A 17997-nucleotide genomic window follows, 5' to 3' on the forward strand; every position below is an offset into this window, starting at 1 on the left:
GACTGCAAATATTATTGTGGGCACGATTAGGGGGAGCATCAAGATTGCGGCAAGGAGCCCCCTTGCGCGCGGGGGCGCCCGCATTAGACCTATAGCTGCTCCTGTGCCAAGTGGTGCCGCGAGCAAGGTGGAAAGCGTGCCGAGGATCAATGAATTGATCAGCGCAACGCGCCAGTTCTCGGAGAAGAAAAATTCCTCATACCACTTCAACGACCAGCCAGGCACTGGCAGTGTTAGTAATGAACTGGAGGTGAAAGATAGAGGTACAATTATAATGATCGGAAGTACCAATAGCGCCAGCACGGTCACTGAAAAAATGCGTATGATGAGGGTCATAGTTTAGTACTTGTGTTCAAGATTGGGACGAATCGTCGCGTCGCCAAAGCTACCATCCCAATCAAAAAAATGAAGAGAATTAGTACCAAGCAGAGTGATGCCGCCATTCCCCAGTTGAGCTGCTGATTCATGTAAAAGTAAATGAAATAGCTGATCATCTGGTCCCGCGAACCGCCCACAAGCGCAGGGGTCAAGTAGTTTCCCAGCGACAATACGAAAACTAAGGTGGCTCCCGCGAGAACTCCCGGCAGCGTGAGTGGCAGGTACACGCTGACAAACGCGCGCCAAGGCGGCGCACCCAATGACAAGGCGGCCCGCATGTATTCGGCAGGGGTCGAGCGCATCACGCCCAGCGTAGGAAGAATTAAAAATGGCAGCATGACATGTATTGTCACTATGTATGTGCCTAGGCGATTGAAAATAAGTTCGAGCGGCTCCCCAGTTATGCCGGCCCCCTGCAATAGCTGGTTGACGATCCCATTTTTCTGAAGAAGGATGATCCAGGCAGCTGAACGCACCAAAATCGAAGTCCATAGAGGCATTAACACTGCGAACAGAGCCAGCTGGTGGCCTCGCGCGCCCAATGAAGCGATGAAGGCGGCGACTGGATACCCCAGTGCAACACACGCGATCGTAACCCACACACTGATCCAGATTGTCTTGATGTAGAGCGCTACATAGATGGCCTGTTCGGCCGGCGCCGAAATGACGGAACCATCGATCGGACTCCTTCGCAAGTCCAACGCTGCAAGCAGGTTAAAGCTTGAGATAGGCGAGGATGCCCTTGTAATCGCTTGCCAAATTGACACCGATCCCCAAGCAGGCTCGATGGCGATTAGGTCATGGCGGGCATCAACGAGACCGACGCGGTCAATCTCTCTGGCCGTGCGGGCAATTACCGAATAGTACCCTACAACCTCCCGGTTCAGCCGATCAGCGATGACGCTCTGCTTCCGCTCCTTGACCGCGGCCTTCATATCCTCAGCAAGCGAGCGGAACGCCGCATCTGGTGGCAGCCCTTGCCCATTCCAGCCGTCAAGCGCGGCAATTGTACGAGACGTGCACCGGGTGAACTCGGAGTTGTCGAAAGCTCGCGCGAGCATGCCTCCTATCGGCAATACGTAAAGCCCTAGAACTAATAGAAGCAAGGGGCTGTAGAGCGGAAAACCCGACAAGCATGAGGCGAGGCGTCCGCCCAGTGCAGAACGGCTCCGGACTTGCGTGGGCTGCGGAGTCGTACCTTTTTTTCTCATTACAGTGGCCGGATTTTAGCGCGCCGCGACCCAAGCCTGAAACCGCTCCTCGAGCGCGGCACCATTCTCGATCCAGAAATCGGTGTCGTTGAACACACTTACATCGAAATTGGCGGGATAAGTTGGCAGATTGGGATTGTTTACCTTTTTCGCCGCTTCAGCATTCGCAGGACCATACGGTACTCCCTCCGAAAATGCCGCCTGAACGCCGGCCCTCGTAGCAAACTCCACATAGGCATAGGCTTTGTCGAGCAATGGATCGCCCTTAGGTATGGCATAGTAGTCGACTGAGTACTGTGCGCCATTCCAGTTCGTTGCAACCTTCTGCCCGGCATCTGCCGCCAGCGCCACGCGACCGTTATAGGCCGCAGTCATGACTACTTCGCCAGAGGACAGCCATTGTTGGGGCTGCGCGCCTGCCGACCACCACTCGACCTGGTCTCCCAGCGATTCCAGTTTGGCAAAAGCCCGTTTTACGCCCTCTTCCGTCCGCAAGACATTGTAGATTTGGTCAGGCGCGACACCATCTCCTAGTAGTGCGATTTCCAGGGTCATTTTAGCCGTTTTGCGCAGGCCTCGCTTACCAGGATTACGAGCAAGGTCGAAGAAATCCGCCCAGCTTCGCGGTGCCGCTTTCACTGCTCCCGGATTGTAGGCCATCAGCATCGCCCAGCTGATGAAACCCGCCCCGCACTCAGTTGCACCATTTGGGATGAAGCGATCCTTCCCACCCACTTTTGAGAAGTCGATAGGTTGGAAGATGCCGTCTTCGCAACCTCGGGCGAGTTCGGGCGCCTCCACCGTCAGAACGTCCCAGCTGTAACTCCCGGTATCGACCATCGCCTTGATCTTAGCGATCTCAGATCCTGTCCAGATATCGCTAGCGATTTGAATCCCAGTCTCTTTAACGAAAGGGTCTTTGATAGCGCGCACGATAACTTTTTCGGTGTCACCCTCGCCCCCGACGATTGTTAGGTCCCTGGCGCTTGCGGCGCCAGTGACCGTCAGCATAAGGGCTGTACCAGCCGCACTGCCCAGTAAGCTAAGCTGCCTCATATTACTCTCCTCATTCCTTGGATGTGATGTTGCCCATGTCATGCTGTTACCTTTGTCAGGGAGAGGCACCACCCCAACGAGGGGGAAAGATGGACGAGATGCGGCGGCAGATCTTTTAAGCTCCCAATAGCCGCTTAGAGGCCATAACCGTAGCATCGAACGACGCCGCAGCCGCTGGGCTTATAGCCCTGGCGCGCATGTAGCCGTGGATCAACCTCGGCTCGTGTCTCAATTCCGCAGGAACGCCGCTTTGCCTAAGCCGCTCCACGTAAGCTTTGGCATCGTCGCGCAGGGGATCATATTCACAGCCGACGACGAAGGCTGGCGGCAGATTTTCGAACGATTGCGCCTGTAGCGGGGCAGCGTAGTCGGTCGGTGTATCGAACTGGTCATCGAGGTAGGTACGCCAGCAGAACTTGACTTCTTCGGTTGTCAGCAAAGGAACAACCGCCCGTTCTGTGTAAGACGGAGCGGTGAAGTCGGTTGTAAGAGCCGGATAAAGCAAGACCTGACAGCACAACTTCGGGGCGCCGAGATCCCGAGCCTTAAGCGCGACGCCGGCCGCCAAATTTCCACCGCCTGAATCACCCGCCACGCCAACCCTATCGGAATCGAACCCTAGCCGGTCGGCATCTGCCATGATCGCCGCTAGTGAGTTCCACGCGTCGTCAAACGGTGCGGGATATGGATGCTCAGGGGCGAGCCGATAATCCACGGCGATAACCATGAAGTCACCGGCTGCGGCGAGACCTGAAGTTAAAGAGTCGTGGCTGTCGAGATTGCCGTACATCCATCCGCCGCCATGGAAAAACACAAGAAGCGGCGGTCGCTTGCGTGATGGGGCGAATACTCGGATCGCAACGTCCTGACTACCCGCCCTGATAGTATCGTCCCAAACTTTCAGCCCAGGCGGATGAGGAATACTGAACTCTTCGCATATCCGGAGATATTTTTGACGCAAGCTCGTCAGATCCGTCGGTTGCGTTTCGGTAAATACGTCCTCTTCTTCGCAGCGATTAATGTAATGCCGTATTCCTTCGTCGAACATTTTGATTCATCCATTGCTTCTGGTGCCCAATGGTTGCTCAGCCAGCGGGGTTAAGCACCCCCCGAAAGGGTGGATCACAGAGAGGAACCACCCGAAGTGGGGGTGACGTTCGCCCCTGCTCACTTAGAACCAAGCTCCTGATCATATGACCTCACGGATCTGACCAAATGGTAGCCACGCCCTTAGACCACCTCATGCTTATCGGAGGAAGCAGAGTCGCTGCGCGCGACGGCCGATGGATCGACTCGTTCAATCCTGCATCGGGTGGTATCTGGGCTCGGATACCGCGTGCGACGGCGGAAGATGTTGGGGAGGCAGTCTCGGCTGCGTCGCAGGCGTTCCGAGCCGGCCCCTGGCCCGACATGCAAGCTGCAGAGCGTGCCCTGCTGATGTTGCGTCTGGCCGATCTAGTAGAGCAGGATATCGAACGGCTGGCACTGGCGGAGACCTCGGATAACGGAAAACCTTTGTGGGAAGCGATCTCTCAGGTAGGCCGGGTGCCCAAGTGGCTGCGCTATTTCGCTGGTTTATCTGACAAGCAGGCCGGCGATCTCCTTCCTCCAGAGCAAAACGGAATTCTTGCTTACACGAGCAGAGAGCCACTCGGAGTGGTCGCGGCGATAACTCCGTGGAATGTACCGCTGCTTCTTCTTACTTGGAAACTTGCCCCTGCGCTGGTGGCGGGCAATACGATTGTCGTGAAGCCATCCGAGATTGCCAGCGTATCGACGCTTCTTCTTGCCGATTTGATCAATCAAGCGGGTTTCCCCCCCGGCGTAATCAACATTGTAACCGGATATGGTTCAGAGGCGGGAACCGCTCTCGTGGCGCACAAGGACGTTGCCAAAGTCTCGTTTACGGGATCTGAGGCCACAGGCCGACGCATAGCTCAGACGGCGGGTGATGGACTCAAGCGTGTGACACTCGAACTTGGCGGAAAATCGCCGCAGATAGTCTTCTCTGACGCGGACTTAGATGCGGCTGCGCGCGGAATCTCTGCCGGAATATTCCTAGCCAGCGGCCAGACATGTTCGGCGGGATCAAGGCTCCTAGTACAACGCTCGGTCCATAAGGCACTACTGGATAGACTTTCGACGCTCTGCAGTCGCGCGATAGTAGGAAATCCACTCGATCGACGTACACATCTGGGTCCCCTCGGCTCCAAAGAGCAGCTCGAAAAGGTAACATCCTACATTTCCCTCGGTCGGTCAGAAGGCGCCCGCTGTTTCATCGACGGAAGCCGGATTCGTGTGCCCGGTTTCGAGGAGGGATGGTTTTGCGGGCCGACGATCTTCACCGACGTGGATTCGCGCATGAGGATCGCCCAAGAAGAGATTTTCGGTCCAGTTCTCGCGATGATAGCGTTCGACAGTGAAGAGGAGGCACTACATCTCGCTAACGACACGCCATATGGGCTCGCCGCAGGTATCTGGACCCAAGATGTAGGTCGTGCACTCCAACTTGCCCCGCTGATTCAGGCTGGCACGATCTACGCCAACATGTTTCGAGGTGTGAGCCCCGCGGCACCGACCGGTGGTTACAAGGCAAGTGGCATCGGGCGTGAAAACGGCATGGATGCCGTGAGAGAATATCAGCAGACCAAGACTACTTGGGCAAACTTAAGCTCTCCAGTTGCAGACCCTTTTCCGCCAACCTCAATTTGAACTCCGTATGACTATTCAAAGCGAAGTCAAAAACGGGGTTGGTATCATTTGGCTTGACCGCCCTCGTTCTCTCAATGCTCTCGATCCGCCGATGATAGAGGCGATTGAGGGGGCGTTTCTCAGCTTCGATGCTGATCCTAAGATCAAGCGCATTCTAGTGCGATCGCGATCGGATCGAGCGTTCTGTGCAGGTGGAGATCTCAAAGCTATTCGCGAGTTATGTCTTGAGGGCCGATATGACGCAGCTCTAAGATTTTTTGCCGCCGAGTACCGGCTTAATCTAGCCATTTCTCGCGCATCAAAGCCATATGTGAGCATCGTCGATGGCCTTTGCATGGGCGGAGGCTTGGGCTTGACGATGCACGGCGGATATTCCATCGCCACTGAACGATCTCTGTTTTCGATGCCCGAGACGCAGATCGGCTTCATCCCAGACGTAGGCGCAAGCTACGTCCTGCCGAGGTTGCAGCCGGGGCTAGGCAGGTGGATAGCGCTGACTGGCTCGCGCATGACTGGCATGGAGGCTGTCGCAGCGGGCTTGGCGACTCACTTCATCCATTCTGAAAGTCTACCACATCTGACGGCAGTTTTGACTGATCCGACTGTGGGGATCGAGTATGCCCTCCGCGAGACCGTGTCATCTCGCGACTGCGGTTCTGGTGATCTGCCTTCTCAGCGGACATTAGCTCATTTCGAACTTTCGTCGCTGGATGGCATCATGAAGTCTCTGGCTGCCGACCACGATGCCACCTCCAAAAAGTCCCTTGCGCTGTTGCGTGCGGCCTCCGGTAATAGTTGTCGAGCCGCTGTTAGATTGCTCGATGCTGGGGCGAACGACAGCCTCGAGTCCTGTCTTCGTCGTGAGCTAACGGTCGCCTCCACCGCGATCAGACATCCGGACTTCATCGAAGGGGTCCGCGCGATCCTCGTTGACAAAGATCGCCTGCCGGTATGGCAGGACAGAATAGCCGATGGCCCGATAGGAAAGCAGGTTTCTGCATGAGTCGGATACGCAATGTGTTCACCCCCGCGACCTTTGATTATGTGATTGTCGGCGCCGGTAGTGCCGGCTGCTTACTTGCCAACCGACTCTCGTCCGATCCACGTAAGCGGGTGCTGCTGTTGGAGGCCGGCGGAACCGGGAGGCATCCCTGGACCACGATTCCCATCGGCTATCTCTATTGCATGGGCAATCCCCGCTTCGACTGGTGCTTCTCAACTGAACCGGAGCAAGGATTGGGCGGAAGGCGGATCGCCTATCCGAGAGGACTTGGGCTCGGCGGGAGTTCATCCATAAATGGCATGATCTATATGCGCGGCCAGGCCGCAGATTATGACCATTGGCGTGACAGTGGAAACGTGGGCTGGGGGTGGGACGACGTGCTGCCCTACTTCCGCCGCGCCGAATGGCATGTCTGCGGCACCTCTGCCTATCATGGTGGCGATGGCGAATTGCGCGTGGAACACCAACGTGTGTCATGGCCTCTGTTGGACGCATTCCGCGAGGCCGCGGAATGCGTCGGTATCCCAAAGGTCGAAGACTTTAATCGTGGAGACAACTTCGGTTCGAGCTATTTCGAGGTGAACCAGAAAAAAGGCATCCGATGGGGTGCCTATCGTGCTTTTCTAAAGCCGGCCATTCATCGATCCAATCTTATGGTGGTCACCAACGCCCGAGTTATCAGGATTTTGTTGAGTGGTCGGAAGTGCGTCGGCGTCGAATACGATCTAGGTGGCACAACGGCCTCAGCATCGGTCGCCGGCGAACTAATTCTGTGCGCCGGCGCGGTCGGCACCCCCGCAATCCTCGAACGCTCAGGCATAGGTGACAGCACGTATCTTAGGTCCATAGGCATCGACCCAATAGTGCATCTCCCGGGCGTGGGCGCTAACCTGCAGGACCATCTACAGATTCGATGCGCTTACCGGGTCACAGGGGCTAGCACTCTCAACGAACGCGCTTCCACCCTTTACGGCAAGGCGCACATTGCACTGGAGTACCTCTTTCGGAGGAGCGGCCCGATCTCGATGGCGCCTAGTCAGTTGGGCGTGTTCGCTAGATCCGCTGTAGACGTCCATCGCGCCGACCTTCAGTTTCATGTTCAACCCCTCAGCCTGGATCGTTTCGGAGAACCGCTGCACAATTTCCCAGCGTTTACGGCAAGCGTATGTAACCTGCGGCCTACCAGCCGCGGAAACGTTCACGTAGCGGATGCTGACGCGCGTACCAAGCCGCTCATCCGACCAAACTATCTCTCTACGACTGAAGACCAGCTAAAGGCCGTTCGCGCAATAAGGCTGACCCGAAGAATAGTGGCGCAAGAGCCGCTAGCCAAATTCTCCCCGATAGAGTTCGCCCCCGGTCCCTTCGTTCAATCCAATGACGAGTGCCTTGCTGCAGCAGGCAGAATTGCCACCACTATCTTCCATCCGGTCGGCACAGCCCGAATGGGCCGCGACTCCCTGGCAGTGGTGGACGAAAAGCTTTGCGTCCAGTCTGTGGGTGGGCTCCGTGTAGCCGACGCTTCAGTAATGCCGACGATTATCTCCGGCAACACCAACGCACCAACCATGATGATCGCGGAACGGGCGTCCGATCTCCTGCGAGCAGGTTGAAACAATGTCTGTCGTCGCATGCGGACTCGACTTTGGCACATCCAACTCAACTGTCGGGGTTGCAGTCAATGAGGTCCCAAAGCTTTGCGCGCTCGAAGATGGCTACCTGACCCTGCCGAGCGCCATCTTTTTCGACTACGAGGAAAAAGAGGTGAAGTTCGGCAGACGCGCGATCGAGACATACATCCAAGGTGCGAACGGCCGCCTTATGCGCTCGCTCAAAAGCGTGCTCGGATCTCCGCTGATGCGTGAAGCAACTATCATCCAGGGCCGGCCAGTCAATCTCAGCGATGTCCTGGCCCTTTTTCTCCGGCATCTTAAAACGAAGGCGGAGCAGGCAGTTCAGAAGCCGATAGACTCGGTTGTTGTAGGAAGGCCGGTCCGCTTTGATGATGACAACGATATTGCAGACCGCAGGGCGAGCGACGAGCTGATCGAAGTCGCACAGCGCGTCGGCTTTCGGCATGTTGAGCTGCAATTCGAGCCAATTGCTGCCGCCCTATCCTTCGAACAGCAACTGAATATTGGTGAGTTAATCGCATTGGTTGCCGACATCGGGGGAGGCACATCAGATTTCGCGGTCGTGAGATTGTCTTCCAAACATGCTAGATATCTCGATAGATCGAAAGATATTCTCGCAATCGCTGGGGTCCACCTTGGTGGAACAGACTTTGACCGCCGACTGAGTATCGCAACTGTGATGCAAGAAATCGGCTACCAGGTGCAAATTCTGCCCAAAGGCCTGCTTCTTCCCCGATATCTCTTCAATGATCTCGCGACGTGGCATCGCATAAATAACGCTTATAGTGCCGCGAACCTGTCTTATCTCAGAAGTGTTCTACGCAATGCAGACCAAGCACAGCCTATCGAGCGGCTCATTTCCGTACTGCGCAGGCGGTTGGGACATGGTATCGCTGACACAGTCGAGCGGGCAAAGATTGCGCTCTCGGAGACCGAGAGCGCTAGAATTCGTGTTCAAACTACACCAACTCTGGAAATGACCGTCGATCAGCATCAATTCGAGGCGACAATTAAGGAGGACCTGGATAGGATCGTGGCCACAGCGATTAAGTGCTGTCAGCTGGCTGCGGTTCCTCCGGCGGCCATAGGCGCCATACTGCTAACTGGGGGTTCCACCAAAATATTGAAGCTTCAACGACAGCTATTGGATGCGATGCCCTCGGCGAAGATAGTGGCGGGAGATATCTTTGGTAGCGTTGGGAGAGGACTCACGCTAGATGCGCAACGACGGTTTAGCTAAACTGGGATCTTTAGACAGCCTAGGATAGCTTGGTAAGGTTCATAGAGCGGCGCCGACTTGTCGCTGAATTTACAGGCCGCTTTTTTCCGACTTGATTCAGATGTTGCGCCTCTTGCCTTCCATGAGATCCAACACTGCACGCGCGGCTTCAAGCACACTCGTTCCAGGGCCAAAAACTGCGGAAATCCCTTGGTCAAGCAGAAACCCATAGTCTTGGCGCGGTACAACGCCGCCAACTACTACGATGACGTGATCTGCTCCCCTCGCCTTCAGCGCTTCCACCAATTGAGGGCCCAAGGTCTTGTGGCCGGCAGCAAGCGACGACATGCCCACAACATGCACTCTTGAGCGGACCGCAAGGTCCGCTGCTTCGTCCGGGGTTTGGAACAGCGGCCCAGCGACTACATCGAAGCCAATGTCACCAAATGCTGACGCGATAACTTTGGCCCCGCGATCGTGGCCATCTTGCCCAAGCTTAGCCACCAACAGCCGTATGGGCTCCCCAAGTTCACTCGAAAAATCTCGTAGCCGTTTCGCGAACGCCTCGTATTCTTGTTCACCCATGAAGGCTTTACCGTAGATTTTCTCGACAATCTCCGGCACGGCGACATGAGCACCGAAGGCCTCTTTGATTGTTTCAGAGATCTCACCGACCGTGGCTCTGGCGCGGGCAGCTTCAATCGCTGTTTTAAGAATGTTGCCCTTGCCGCTGGCCGCGGTCGTTTCCAGTACCGCAAGGGCGGCGGCAACGCGCTTGGGATCGCGTTGGCGCTTGACCTTCTCAATCCGCTCGACCTGCGCCAGACGAACAGCCTGATTGTCGATCTCAAGAATGTCGATTTGTGACTCGTCCTCGAGCCGATACCTGTTGACCCCGACGATCACGTCGTCGCCGCGGTCAACCGCGGCCTGCTTGCGCATTGCGGACTCTTCGATCAGGCGCTTGGGCAGCCCCTCGATGACCGCCTTAGTCATGCCGCCTCTTGCCTCGACTTCCTCGATCAACGCCCACGCCGCATCGGCGAGCTCCTTGGTCAGGCTCTCGACATAGTAAGAGCCGGCGAGCGGATCGACTACTCTGGTCACGCCCGTCTCGTGCTGAAGGATGAGCTGCGTGTTGCGCGCTATGCGGGCCGAGAACTCGGTCGGAAGCGCGATCGCTTCGTCAAAGGAATTGGTGTGTAGACTCTGCGTGCCGCCCAGCGCCGCGCTCATCGCCTCATAGGCGGTCCGCACGATGTTGTTGTAGGGATCCTGCTCCTGCAGCGACACGCCGGATGTCTGGCTGTGGGTGCGCAGCATCAGCGAGGAAGCCTTCGTCGGCTGGAACTCCTCCATGATGCGCGTCCACAACAGCCGCGCCGCCCGCAGCTTGGCCGCCTCCATGAAGAAGTTCATGCCTATGGCGAAGAAGAAGGACAGCCGGCCTGCGAAATCGTCGACATCGAGGCCCTTTTTCAGCGCCGCACGGACATATTCGCGCCCGTCGGCCAGCGTGAAGGCAAGCTCCTGCACTAGCGTCGCTCCCGCCTCCTGCATGTGATAGCCGGAGATCGAGATCGAGTTGAATTGCGGCATCTCCTTCGCCGTATATTCGATGATGTCGGCGACGATCCGCATCGAGGGTTCCGGCGGGTAGATGTAGGTGTTGCGGACCATGAACTCCTTGAGGATGTCGTTCTGGATCGTGCCTGATAGTTGTGCGCGCGGCACGCCCTGCTCCTCGCCCGCGACGATGAAGCTGGCGAGGATCGGGATCACCGCGCCGTTCATGGTCATCGACACGGAAACCTGGTCAAGCGGAATGCCGCCGAACAGGATCTTCATGTCCTCGACGGAATCGATCGCCACGCCCGCCTTGCCGACATCGCCCTCGACGCGCGGGTGGTCGCTGTCATAGCCGCGATGGGTGGCCAGGTCGAAGGCCACCGACACGCCTTGCTGGCCGGCGGCGAGCGCCTTGCGGTAGAATGCGTTGGAAGCTTCAGCCGTCGAGAAGCCGGCATATTGCCGGATGGTCCACGGGCGGCCCACATACATGGTTGCGCGTGGCCCGCGCAGGAACGGCTTTTGTCCCGGCAAACCGCCGAGATAGTTATTCCCCTCGAGATCCCGCGCCGTATAGAGGGGCTTGACGTCGATGCCTTCTGGCGTGAGCCAGACAAGCGTGCGCGGGTCGGCCTTGATCTCCTTCTCGGCGAGGGCGCGCCACGGTTCGAGCTCGTCGGCCATCACTCGAACTCCATGATAAGCTCGTCGACCGCGAGACTGGCGCCGGCTCTTGCCGCGATCGCCTTCACCACCGCCCGGCGCTCGGCGCGCAGCACGTTCTCCATCTTCATCGCCTCAACGGTCGCAAGCATCTGCCCGGCCTCGACAGCGTCGCCCACCTGCACCGCCAGCGACGTGATGACGCCGGGCATCGGGCATAGCAGCATCTTCGACGTGTCGGGCGGCGCCTTCACCGGCATCAGCCGGGCAAGCTCGGCCACGCGGAGCGAGCGCACGAATGCGGTGACGTCGATACCTCGCCAGCGCAGACGCAGACCGGAACCGTCAAGCGACACCTTCACGCCCGCCGCTTCGCCGTTCACGACAAAGGTCGCATGGCTGTCGCCCGGCAGCCAATCGCTAGACACTGTGAGGCTCGGCCCATCGGCAAAGGCGACGAGGGCGTTGACTTCATCCTGGAACACAACGAGCGCAAATTCGCGATCGGCCACCGTCGCAACCCAATCCTTGCTTATGCTGCGCGGATGATTGGCGAGAGCTCCCGAGATCTGCGCCGACCTGCGAACGACTCTACCGTTGATGAAGGCGGCGACGGCTGCCAGCAGAGGCGCCTGGGCGTCGTCGGGCTCGACCCCGTGAAAACCGTCCGGGAACTCTTCCGCGATGTAGGCAGTGGTCAGCCGGCCCTCGCGGAAGCGCGGCTGGGCCATCACTGCCGACAGGAACGGAAGGTTGTGGCCGATGCCTTCCACCTCGAAATCGTCGAGAGCGCGCGCCATTGCATCGATCGCTCCGCCACGGTCCGGCGCCCAAGCGCAGAGCTTGGCGATCATCGGATCGTAATACATCGAAATCTCGCCGCCCTCGAACACACCGGTATCGTTGCGTACGATCGTGCCGTCGTCGCGCCGTCCCTCGACCGGCGGCCGATAGCGGGTCAGGCGCCCGATGGAGGGCAGGAAATTGCGGTACGGATCCTCGGCATAGAGCCGGCTTTCGATGGCCCAACCATTCAGCCTCACATCGTCTTGGCCAAAGCGCAGCCTTTCGCCGGCGGCGACCCGGATCATCTCCTCGACGAGATCGAGGCCGGTCACCAGTTCTGTCACTGGATGCTCGACCTGAAGACGGGTGTTCATCTCCAGGAAGTAGAAGTTCTTCTTGCCGTCGACGATGAACTCGACCGTGCCGGCCGAGAAATAGCCGACCTCGCGCGCCAGCGCGACGGCCTGCTCGCCCATCGCCTTGCGGGTGGCCGCATCGAGGAAGGGCGATGGTGCTTCCTCGATGACCTTCTGGTTGCGCCGCTGGATCGAGCACTCGCGCTCGCCCAGATAAACGATGTTGTCGTGCTGGTCGCCCAGCACCTGGATCTCGATGTGACGCGGCTCGGTGACGAATTTTTCGATGAAGATGCGGTCGTCGCCGAAGGAGGCCTTGGCCTCGTTCCTCGACGACTGGAACCCTTCACGTGCCTCAACGTCGTTCCAGGCTATGCGCATGCCCTTGCCGCCACCCCCGGCAGACGCCTTGATCATCACCGGATAGCCGACCGACGTGGCGATGCGCACGGCGTCGTCCGCGTCCTCGATCAGGTCCATATGGCCGGGCACGGTGGAGACGCCGGCCGCGGCGGCGATGCGCTTGGAGGTGATCTTGTCACCCATCGCCTCGATCGCCGCCACCGGCGGGCCGATGAAGGCGATACCGGCGTCCTTGAGCGCATCGGCGAAATTGGCGTTCTCTGACAGGAAGCCGTAACCCGGATGCACCGCATCGGCGCCCACGGCCCTTGCCGCGTCGACGATCCTGCCGATGACGATGTAGGACTGGCTGGACGGCGATGGGCCGATGTGGACCGCTTCGTCCGCCATCTTGACGTGCAGCGCGTCGCGATCGGCATCCGAATAGACCGCCACCGTCGCTATGCCGAGGCTGCGGGCCGAGCGGATGATGCGGCAGGCAATCTCGCCCCGATTAGCAATCAGTATCTTGTTGAACATTAATTTATCCAGGTGGTTATTTTCCGCGAGACGGCATATTCCATTCTTATACGTTTAGCCGATACTTCAATTATCTTAAATCCGCAGCCAGTAAACAATTCCTGAGCATCACTTCCGGCAATTAGTGACGTTTCGACTAATTCATGCTCGATTGCGGCAAAAGTCACAATCCGCTCCAAAACATGTTTATCAACGCCGAAACCTTGCGCTTCAGGATGCAGGTAGAATTGGTCTATTTCGACAACATTATACCGCTCATGTATGGTGAAGCATCCGACGTCGCTGTTTCTCACTTGAATGATACAGGTAGCTTCCGGGAATGATGCTCCCATTCCAGGGCGCGGAATCCAGCGTCCAAATGCTGCCTCCGCTAGTTTGCGCGTAGCCAATCCTTCTAAGTAGAGAACAAATGCCTCGTCATTCCCGGTCGCCCTTCGCAAACCGATGTCAGAGGGTGCAACAGCCATCATGTTTGTCTCAAAGAGGCATGGTGTCATGCTTCTTCCAGCGCGGCTCGAGGCTCTTGCCGCGCAGTGCCGCGAATGCGCGTGCGATGCGCTTGCGCGACGAATGCGGCATGATCACCTCGTCGATGAAGCCGCGTTCGGCAGCCACGAACGGGTTGGCGAAGCGCGTCTCGTACTCCCTGGTCCTCGCCGCGATCTTGCCCGCGTCGGCGAGCTCCGAGCGATAGAGGATCTCGGTCGCGCCCTTGGCGCCCATCACCGCGATCTCGGCGGTCGGCCAGGCATAGTTCACGTCCGCGCCGATATGCTTGGACGCCATCACGTCATAGGCGCCGCCATAGGCTTTGCGCGTGATCAGCGTCACCATCGGCACGGTCGCTTGGGCGTAGGCGAAGAGAAGCTTGGCGCCGTGCTTGATCACCCCGCCATATTCCTGGGCCGTCCCCGGCAGGAAGCCCGGTACGTCGACCAGCGTCAGAAGCGGGATGCTGAAGGCGTCGCAGAAGCGCACGAAACGCGCTGCCTTACGGCTGGAATCGATGTCGAGGCATCCCGCCAGCACCATCGGCTGGTTGGCGACGACGCCCACCGTCTGGCCCTCAAGCCGCAGGAAGCCGGTGAGGATATTCCTCGCATAGGCTTGGCTGATCTCGAAGAAATCGCCCTCGTCGGCAATGGCCAGGATCAGTTCCTTCATGTCGTAGGGCTTGTTGGCGCTGTCGGGCACCAGCGTGTCGAGCCGCATGTCGACGCGCGCCGGATCGTCGTAGAAGGGCCTGACCGGCGGCTTGTCGCGATTGTTGAGCGGCAGGAAGTCGAACAGCCGTCGGATCGCCTCGAGCGCCTCGACATCGTTCTTGAAGGCGCCATCGGCCACGGAGGATTTTTGGGTGTGCGTGCTGGCGCCGCCGAGCTCCTCCGCCGTGACGATCTCGTTGGTGACTGTCTTCACCACATCGGGGCCGGTGACGAACATGTAGGAGGTGTCGCGCACCATGAAGATGAAGTCGGTCATGGCCGGTGAATAGACGGCGCCGCCGGCGCATGGCCCCATGATCACCGAGATCTGCGGGACCACGCCAGAGGCGTCCACATTGCGCTTGAAGACGTCGGCATAGCCGGCAAGCGAATCCACGCCTTCCTGGATGCGCGCGCCACCGGAATCGTTGAGGCCGATGACAGGCGCGCCGTTCTTCACGGCCATATCCATGATCTTGCAGATCTTCCTGGCATGTGTCTCGGACAGCGAGCCGCCAAGCACGGTGAAATCCTGACTGAAAACATAGACCATGCGGCCATTGATGGTGCCCCAGCCGGTGACCACGCCGTCGCCGGCGATCTTCTGGCTCGCCATGCCGAACTCGGTCGCCCGGTGGGTGACGTACATGTCGTATTCCTCGAAGGACCCCTCATCGAGCAGCACGTCAAGCCGTTCGCGCGCCGTCAGCTTGCCCTTCGCATGCTGGGCGTTGATGCGTTTCTGGCCGCCACCAAGGCGGGCTTCGACGCGCCTCGCCTCCAACTGTTCCAGCACTGCGCGCATCAGGGCTGGACTTTGCCTGCGAATGCGGTGCGGCCGGCGACAAATAACAGCCCGGCCAGGACCGCCTTTGTTACGTCACCCAGAATGAAAGGGTAGAGACCGTACTGCAGCACTGATTTGTCAAAGCCAATGACGGCACCTAGCCACAGCAGTCCAGGAACATATATGACTGCGCTTGCCAAAAGCGCTACCGCCGCCACCGCCACGGGATTTACACTCGGATTGAGCGTGCCTGCCCAGCCAGCAATCATTGCGGCAGGCAGATAACCAAGCAAATAGCCGCCCGTCGGTCCCAGCATATAGAATAGGCCTACGCCCTTCTGCGGCGTGCCCGCGAACACCGGGAGGCCAATCGCGCCCTCTGCCAGGTAAGGCGCCACCACCGCCGCAGCTCGCCAAGGACCGAGCGCGAAGCCGAGGCCGATAACAGCGAGGGTCTGCAGTGTCATTGGCACGGGATAAAATGGAACGGCAATTTTGGCCGATAGAGCAAGTAGCAGCGTAGCTCCCAGCAGCGTCAGCGCATGACGCGCTTGCCTGGAATGGTGCGAGAGGGCGGGTGAGCGGCTCGTGGTCATGTCATTTCCGTTGGCTAGAAGAGGACGGATTGACTGCTAATCGACCACGCGGGCGAAGAAAATGGTTGAAGAGGTGCCTATGTCATGTATGTTAATTTGCAAATTGAAACATGCGAAGTTGCGAAATGGCACCCTCGAAGCTTTTCGTCGGTCGGAAAATTCGAGAGCTGCGCGAAGCAAACAAGGCAACGCAAGCGGTCTTTGCCGAGAGGCTGGGGATTTCGACTAGCTATCTCAATCAGATCGAGAACAACCAGCGGGCGGTCTCCGCCTCCGTGCTGCTGTCGTTGGCCGACAAATTCCGGGTCGACCTGTCCGCCTTCTCTAGCAGCGACAGCGACAGGCTACTATCGGCGCTCAAGGAGGCACTGGCCGATCCGCTGTTCGACGTACTGTCGCCCGGATCGCAGGAGCTGAAGCTGGTGGCGCAGAGCGCGCCCGCCATCGCCCACGCATTACTCGCCTGCCACCAGGCCTACCGGCGCAACAGCGAACAGCTCGCCAGCATCGACGATCAGATGGTACGCACCGAGAGCTTTTCCGAGCCTACCCCTTACGAGGAGGTACGCGACTTCTTTCATTTCGTCGACAATTACATCGACGATTTGGATCTTGCCGCCGAGTGCCTCGCGAACGATCTGCGGATTGGCGAGCAGGACGGCATCGCCGCCATGGCGGAGCATCTGGAGACGCGGCATGACGTGCGCATTGCCAGTTCGGGCGAGGACAGCAAGACGCTGCGCCGCTATGACGGCAAGGCCAGGGTGCTCTATCTCAATCCCTATCTGGACAGCGCCTCGCGCGCCTTTCAGCTCGCTTTCCAGATCTCCGCGCTAGAGCGACGCACGGAGGTCGACGCGATCATAGCGCGCGCCTGTTTCCGCACGGCCGAGGCGGGTGACATCTGCCGCATCGGGCTCTGCAACTATTTCGCCGGGGCGCTGGTGCTGCCCTATGGCCGCTTTCTTGCCACCGCAAAGGAAGTGCGCCACGACATAGAATTGCTGGCGGCGCGCTTCGGCGCGAGTCTCGAACAGGTGGCGCACCGGCTCTCCACCTTGCAGCGGCCGGGACAGAAGGGCGTGCCTGTCTTCTTTGCTCGCATCGACAGGGCCGGCAACATCACCAAACGCCACAGCGCTGCAAAGCTGCAGTTCGCCCGCTATGGCGCTGCTTGCCCATTGTGGAACGCCTATGAGGCTTTCGAATCTCCTGGCCGATTTGTCCGTCAGCTCGCCGAGATGCCGGACGGAGCCCGTTATCTGTCAATTGCTACAGAGATCTCTAGGCGCAGTGGTGGATTTGCGGAGCCACAGCGGCGCTATGTGATTGCTCTAGGCTGCGATGTTTCGCACTCTTCTGACTTTGTCTATGCCGACGGTCTCAGCCTGTCAGGCCGCAACGCGTTCCAGCCGATCGGAATCTCGTGCCGCATCTGCGAACGGACCAATTGCGACCAGCGCGCCGTTCCGCCACTCAAGCGGCGGCTGAGTATCGACCCGGATTCGCGAGCCAACTTGCCTTACGCGATTGTCTAGTTACCTCCAGTAAATGTCAGGTCAAACATTTAGTACTCATCGGCCCTCATGATCGTCAAACCCACGATGTCACACCTCTGCTACTAGATCATATCGGTGGGGTTAAATCGTAGTAGTCGATTTTTTAAATGATCTTGATTCCTCCCACAGTCATGACTGCGCAGTCGTGCTCACCATACGGATCATTCTCGGAAGTGAAGCCATCGAATGCGGTGGCGGCAGAAATGATGTCCCTGATCGTTGAGGGACCAAGAGCTGCAATCCCATCGGTGATCACGACAATCCCACCAAGGCGCCTGATCCTCAAATCGTTGTTAAGTGATCTGATTTTGAGGGCGGTTCCGTCGAGCGCTTCGCTTCGTTGATGAAATCGGCTTCCCCGAACAGCATGTCTGATTTTTC

The 17997-nt window shown here is 58.3% G+C and carries 13 protein-coding genes; 5 read left to right on the plus strand and 8 right to left on the minus strand.

Annotated features, from left to right (window positions below):
* Positions 1–332: 332 nt before the first annotated feature.
* The 3 genes from FJ936_RS06715 to FJ936_RS06725 form a co-directional block, all read right to left on the minus strand.
* Complete coding sequence (locus FJ936_RS06715) at positions 333–1439, minus strand: ABC transporter permease (RefSeq protein ID WP_181763103.1); 1107 nt, start codon at positions 1437–1439, stop codon at positions 333–335.
* A 165-nt stretch (positions 1440–1604) separates the two neighbouring features.
* Positions 1605–2645, minus strand: coding sequence for an ABC transporter substrate-binding protein (locus FJ936_RS06720; RefSeq protein ID WP_181763104.1), 1041 nt, complete (start codon positions 2643–2645; stop codon positions 1605–1607).
* A gap of 115 nt (positions 2646–2760) precedes the next feature.
* A complete protein-coding gene (locus tag FJ936_RS06725; protein WP_141906283.1) occupies positions 2761–3693 on the minus strand; it encodes an alpha/beta hydrolase in 933 nt (310 codons plus the stop codon).
* Between the two features lie 167 nt (positions 3694–3860).
* Between FJ936_RS06725 and FJ936_RS06730 the strand changes: the two genes are divergently transcribed.
* Genes FJ936_RS06730 through FJ936_RS06745 form a run of 4 tightly spaced genes read left to right on the plus strand, consistent with a single transcriptional unit; the run spans position 3861 to position 9234 of the window.
* Positions 3861–5357, plus strand: a complete 1497-nt coding sequence (locus tag FJ936_RS06730; RefSeq protein WP_181763105.1) for an aldehyde dehydrogenase — start codon at positions 3861–3863, stop codon at positions 5355–5357.
* 7 nt (positions 5358–5364) lie between these two features.
* Entirely contained in the window at positions 5365–6360 is a 996-nt protein-coding gene (locus tag FJ936_RS06735) for an enoyl-CoA hydratase/isomerase family protein (protein WP_141906284.1), read from the plus strand.
* Positions 6361–6374: 14 nt separating this feature from the next.
* Positions 6375–7973, plus strand: coding sequence for a GMC family oxidoreductase N-terminal domain-containing protein (locus tag FJ936_RS06740; RefSeq protein ID WP_246680416.1), 1599 nt, complete (start codon positions 6375–6377; stop codon positions 7971–7973).
* 4 nt (positions 7974–7977) lie between these two features.
* Complete coding sequence (locus FJ936_RS06745; RefSeq protein WP_141906286.1) at positions 7978–9234, plus strand: Hsp70 family protein; 1257 nt, start codon at positions 7978–7980, stop codon at positions 9232–9234.
* A 96-nt stretch (positions 9235–9330) separates the two neighbouring features.
* On the opposite strand, the gene scpA is transcribed toward FJ936_RS06745, so the two are convergent.
* From scpA to FJ936_RS06770, 5 genes are read right to left on the minus strand one after another with little or no spacing between them, the layout of a single operon-like run.
* A complete protein-coding gene (gene scpA / locus FJ936_RS06750) occupies positions 9331–11466 on the minus strand; it encodes a methylmalonyl-CoA mutase (protein WP_141906287.1) in 2136 nt (711 codons plus the stop codon).
* On the minus strand, positions 11466–13469 hold the full coding sequence (locus tag FJ936_RS06755) for an acetyl/propionyl/methylcrotonyl-CoA carboxylase subunit alpha (protein ID WP_141906288.1): 2004 nt from the start codon (positions 13467–13469) through the stop codon (positions 11466–11468). The genes scpA and FJ936_RS06755 overlap by 1 nt, the downstream gene beginning before the upstream one ends.
* Positions 13469–13939, minus strand: coding sequence for a GNAT family N-acetyltransferase (locus FJ936_RS06760; RefSeq protein WP_141906289.1), 471 nt, complete (start codon positions 13937–13939; stop codon positions 13469–13471). Before FJ936_RS06760 ends, FJ936_RS06755 begins: the two co-directional genes overlap by 1 nt.
* Before the next feature lie 7 nt (positions 13940–13946).
* The gene (locus FJ936_RS06765; protein ID WP_141906290.1) at positions 13947–15479 is read right to left on the minus strand and encodes an acyl-CoA carboxylase subunit beta; all 1533 of its coding nucleotides are present in this window, start codon (positions 15477–15479) and stop codon (positions 13947–13949) included.
* Positions 15479–16057, minus strand: coding sequence for a biotin transporter BioY (locus FJ936_RS06770; protein WP_141906291.1), 579 nt, complete (start codon positions 16055–16057; stop codon positions 15479–15481). The genes FJ936_RS06765 and FJ936_RS06770 overlap by 1 nt, the downstream gene beginning before the upstream one ends.
* A gap of 125 nt (positions 16058–16182) precedes the next feature.
* Between FJ936_RS06770 and FJ936_RS06775 the strand changes: the two genes are divergently transcribed.
* On the plus strand, positions 16183–17595 hold the full coding sequence (locus FJ936_RS06775) for a helix-turn-helix transcriptional regulator (RefSeq protein ID WP_141906292.1): 1413 nt from the start codon (positions 16183–16185) through the stop codon (positions 17593–17595).
* Positions 17596–17997 lie beyond the last annotated feature (402 nt).

The organism is Mesorhizobium sp. B2-4-13 (assembly GCF_006658535.1).
In the GTDB taxonomy this organism is placed as follows: Bacteria; Pseudomonadota; Alphaproteobacteria; order Rhizobiales; family Rhizobiaceae; genus Mesorhizobium; species Mesorhizobium australicum.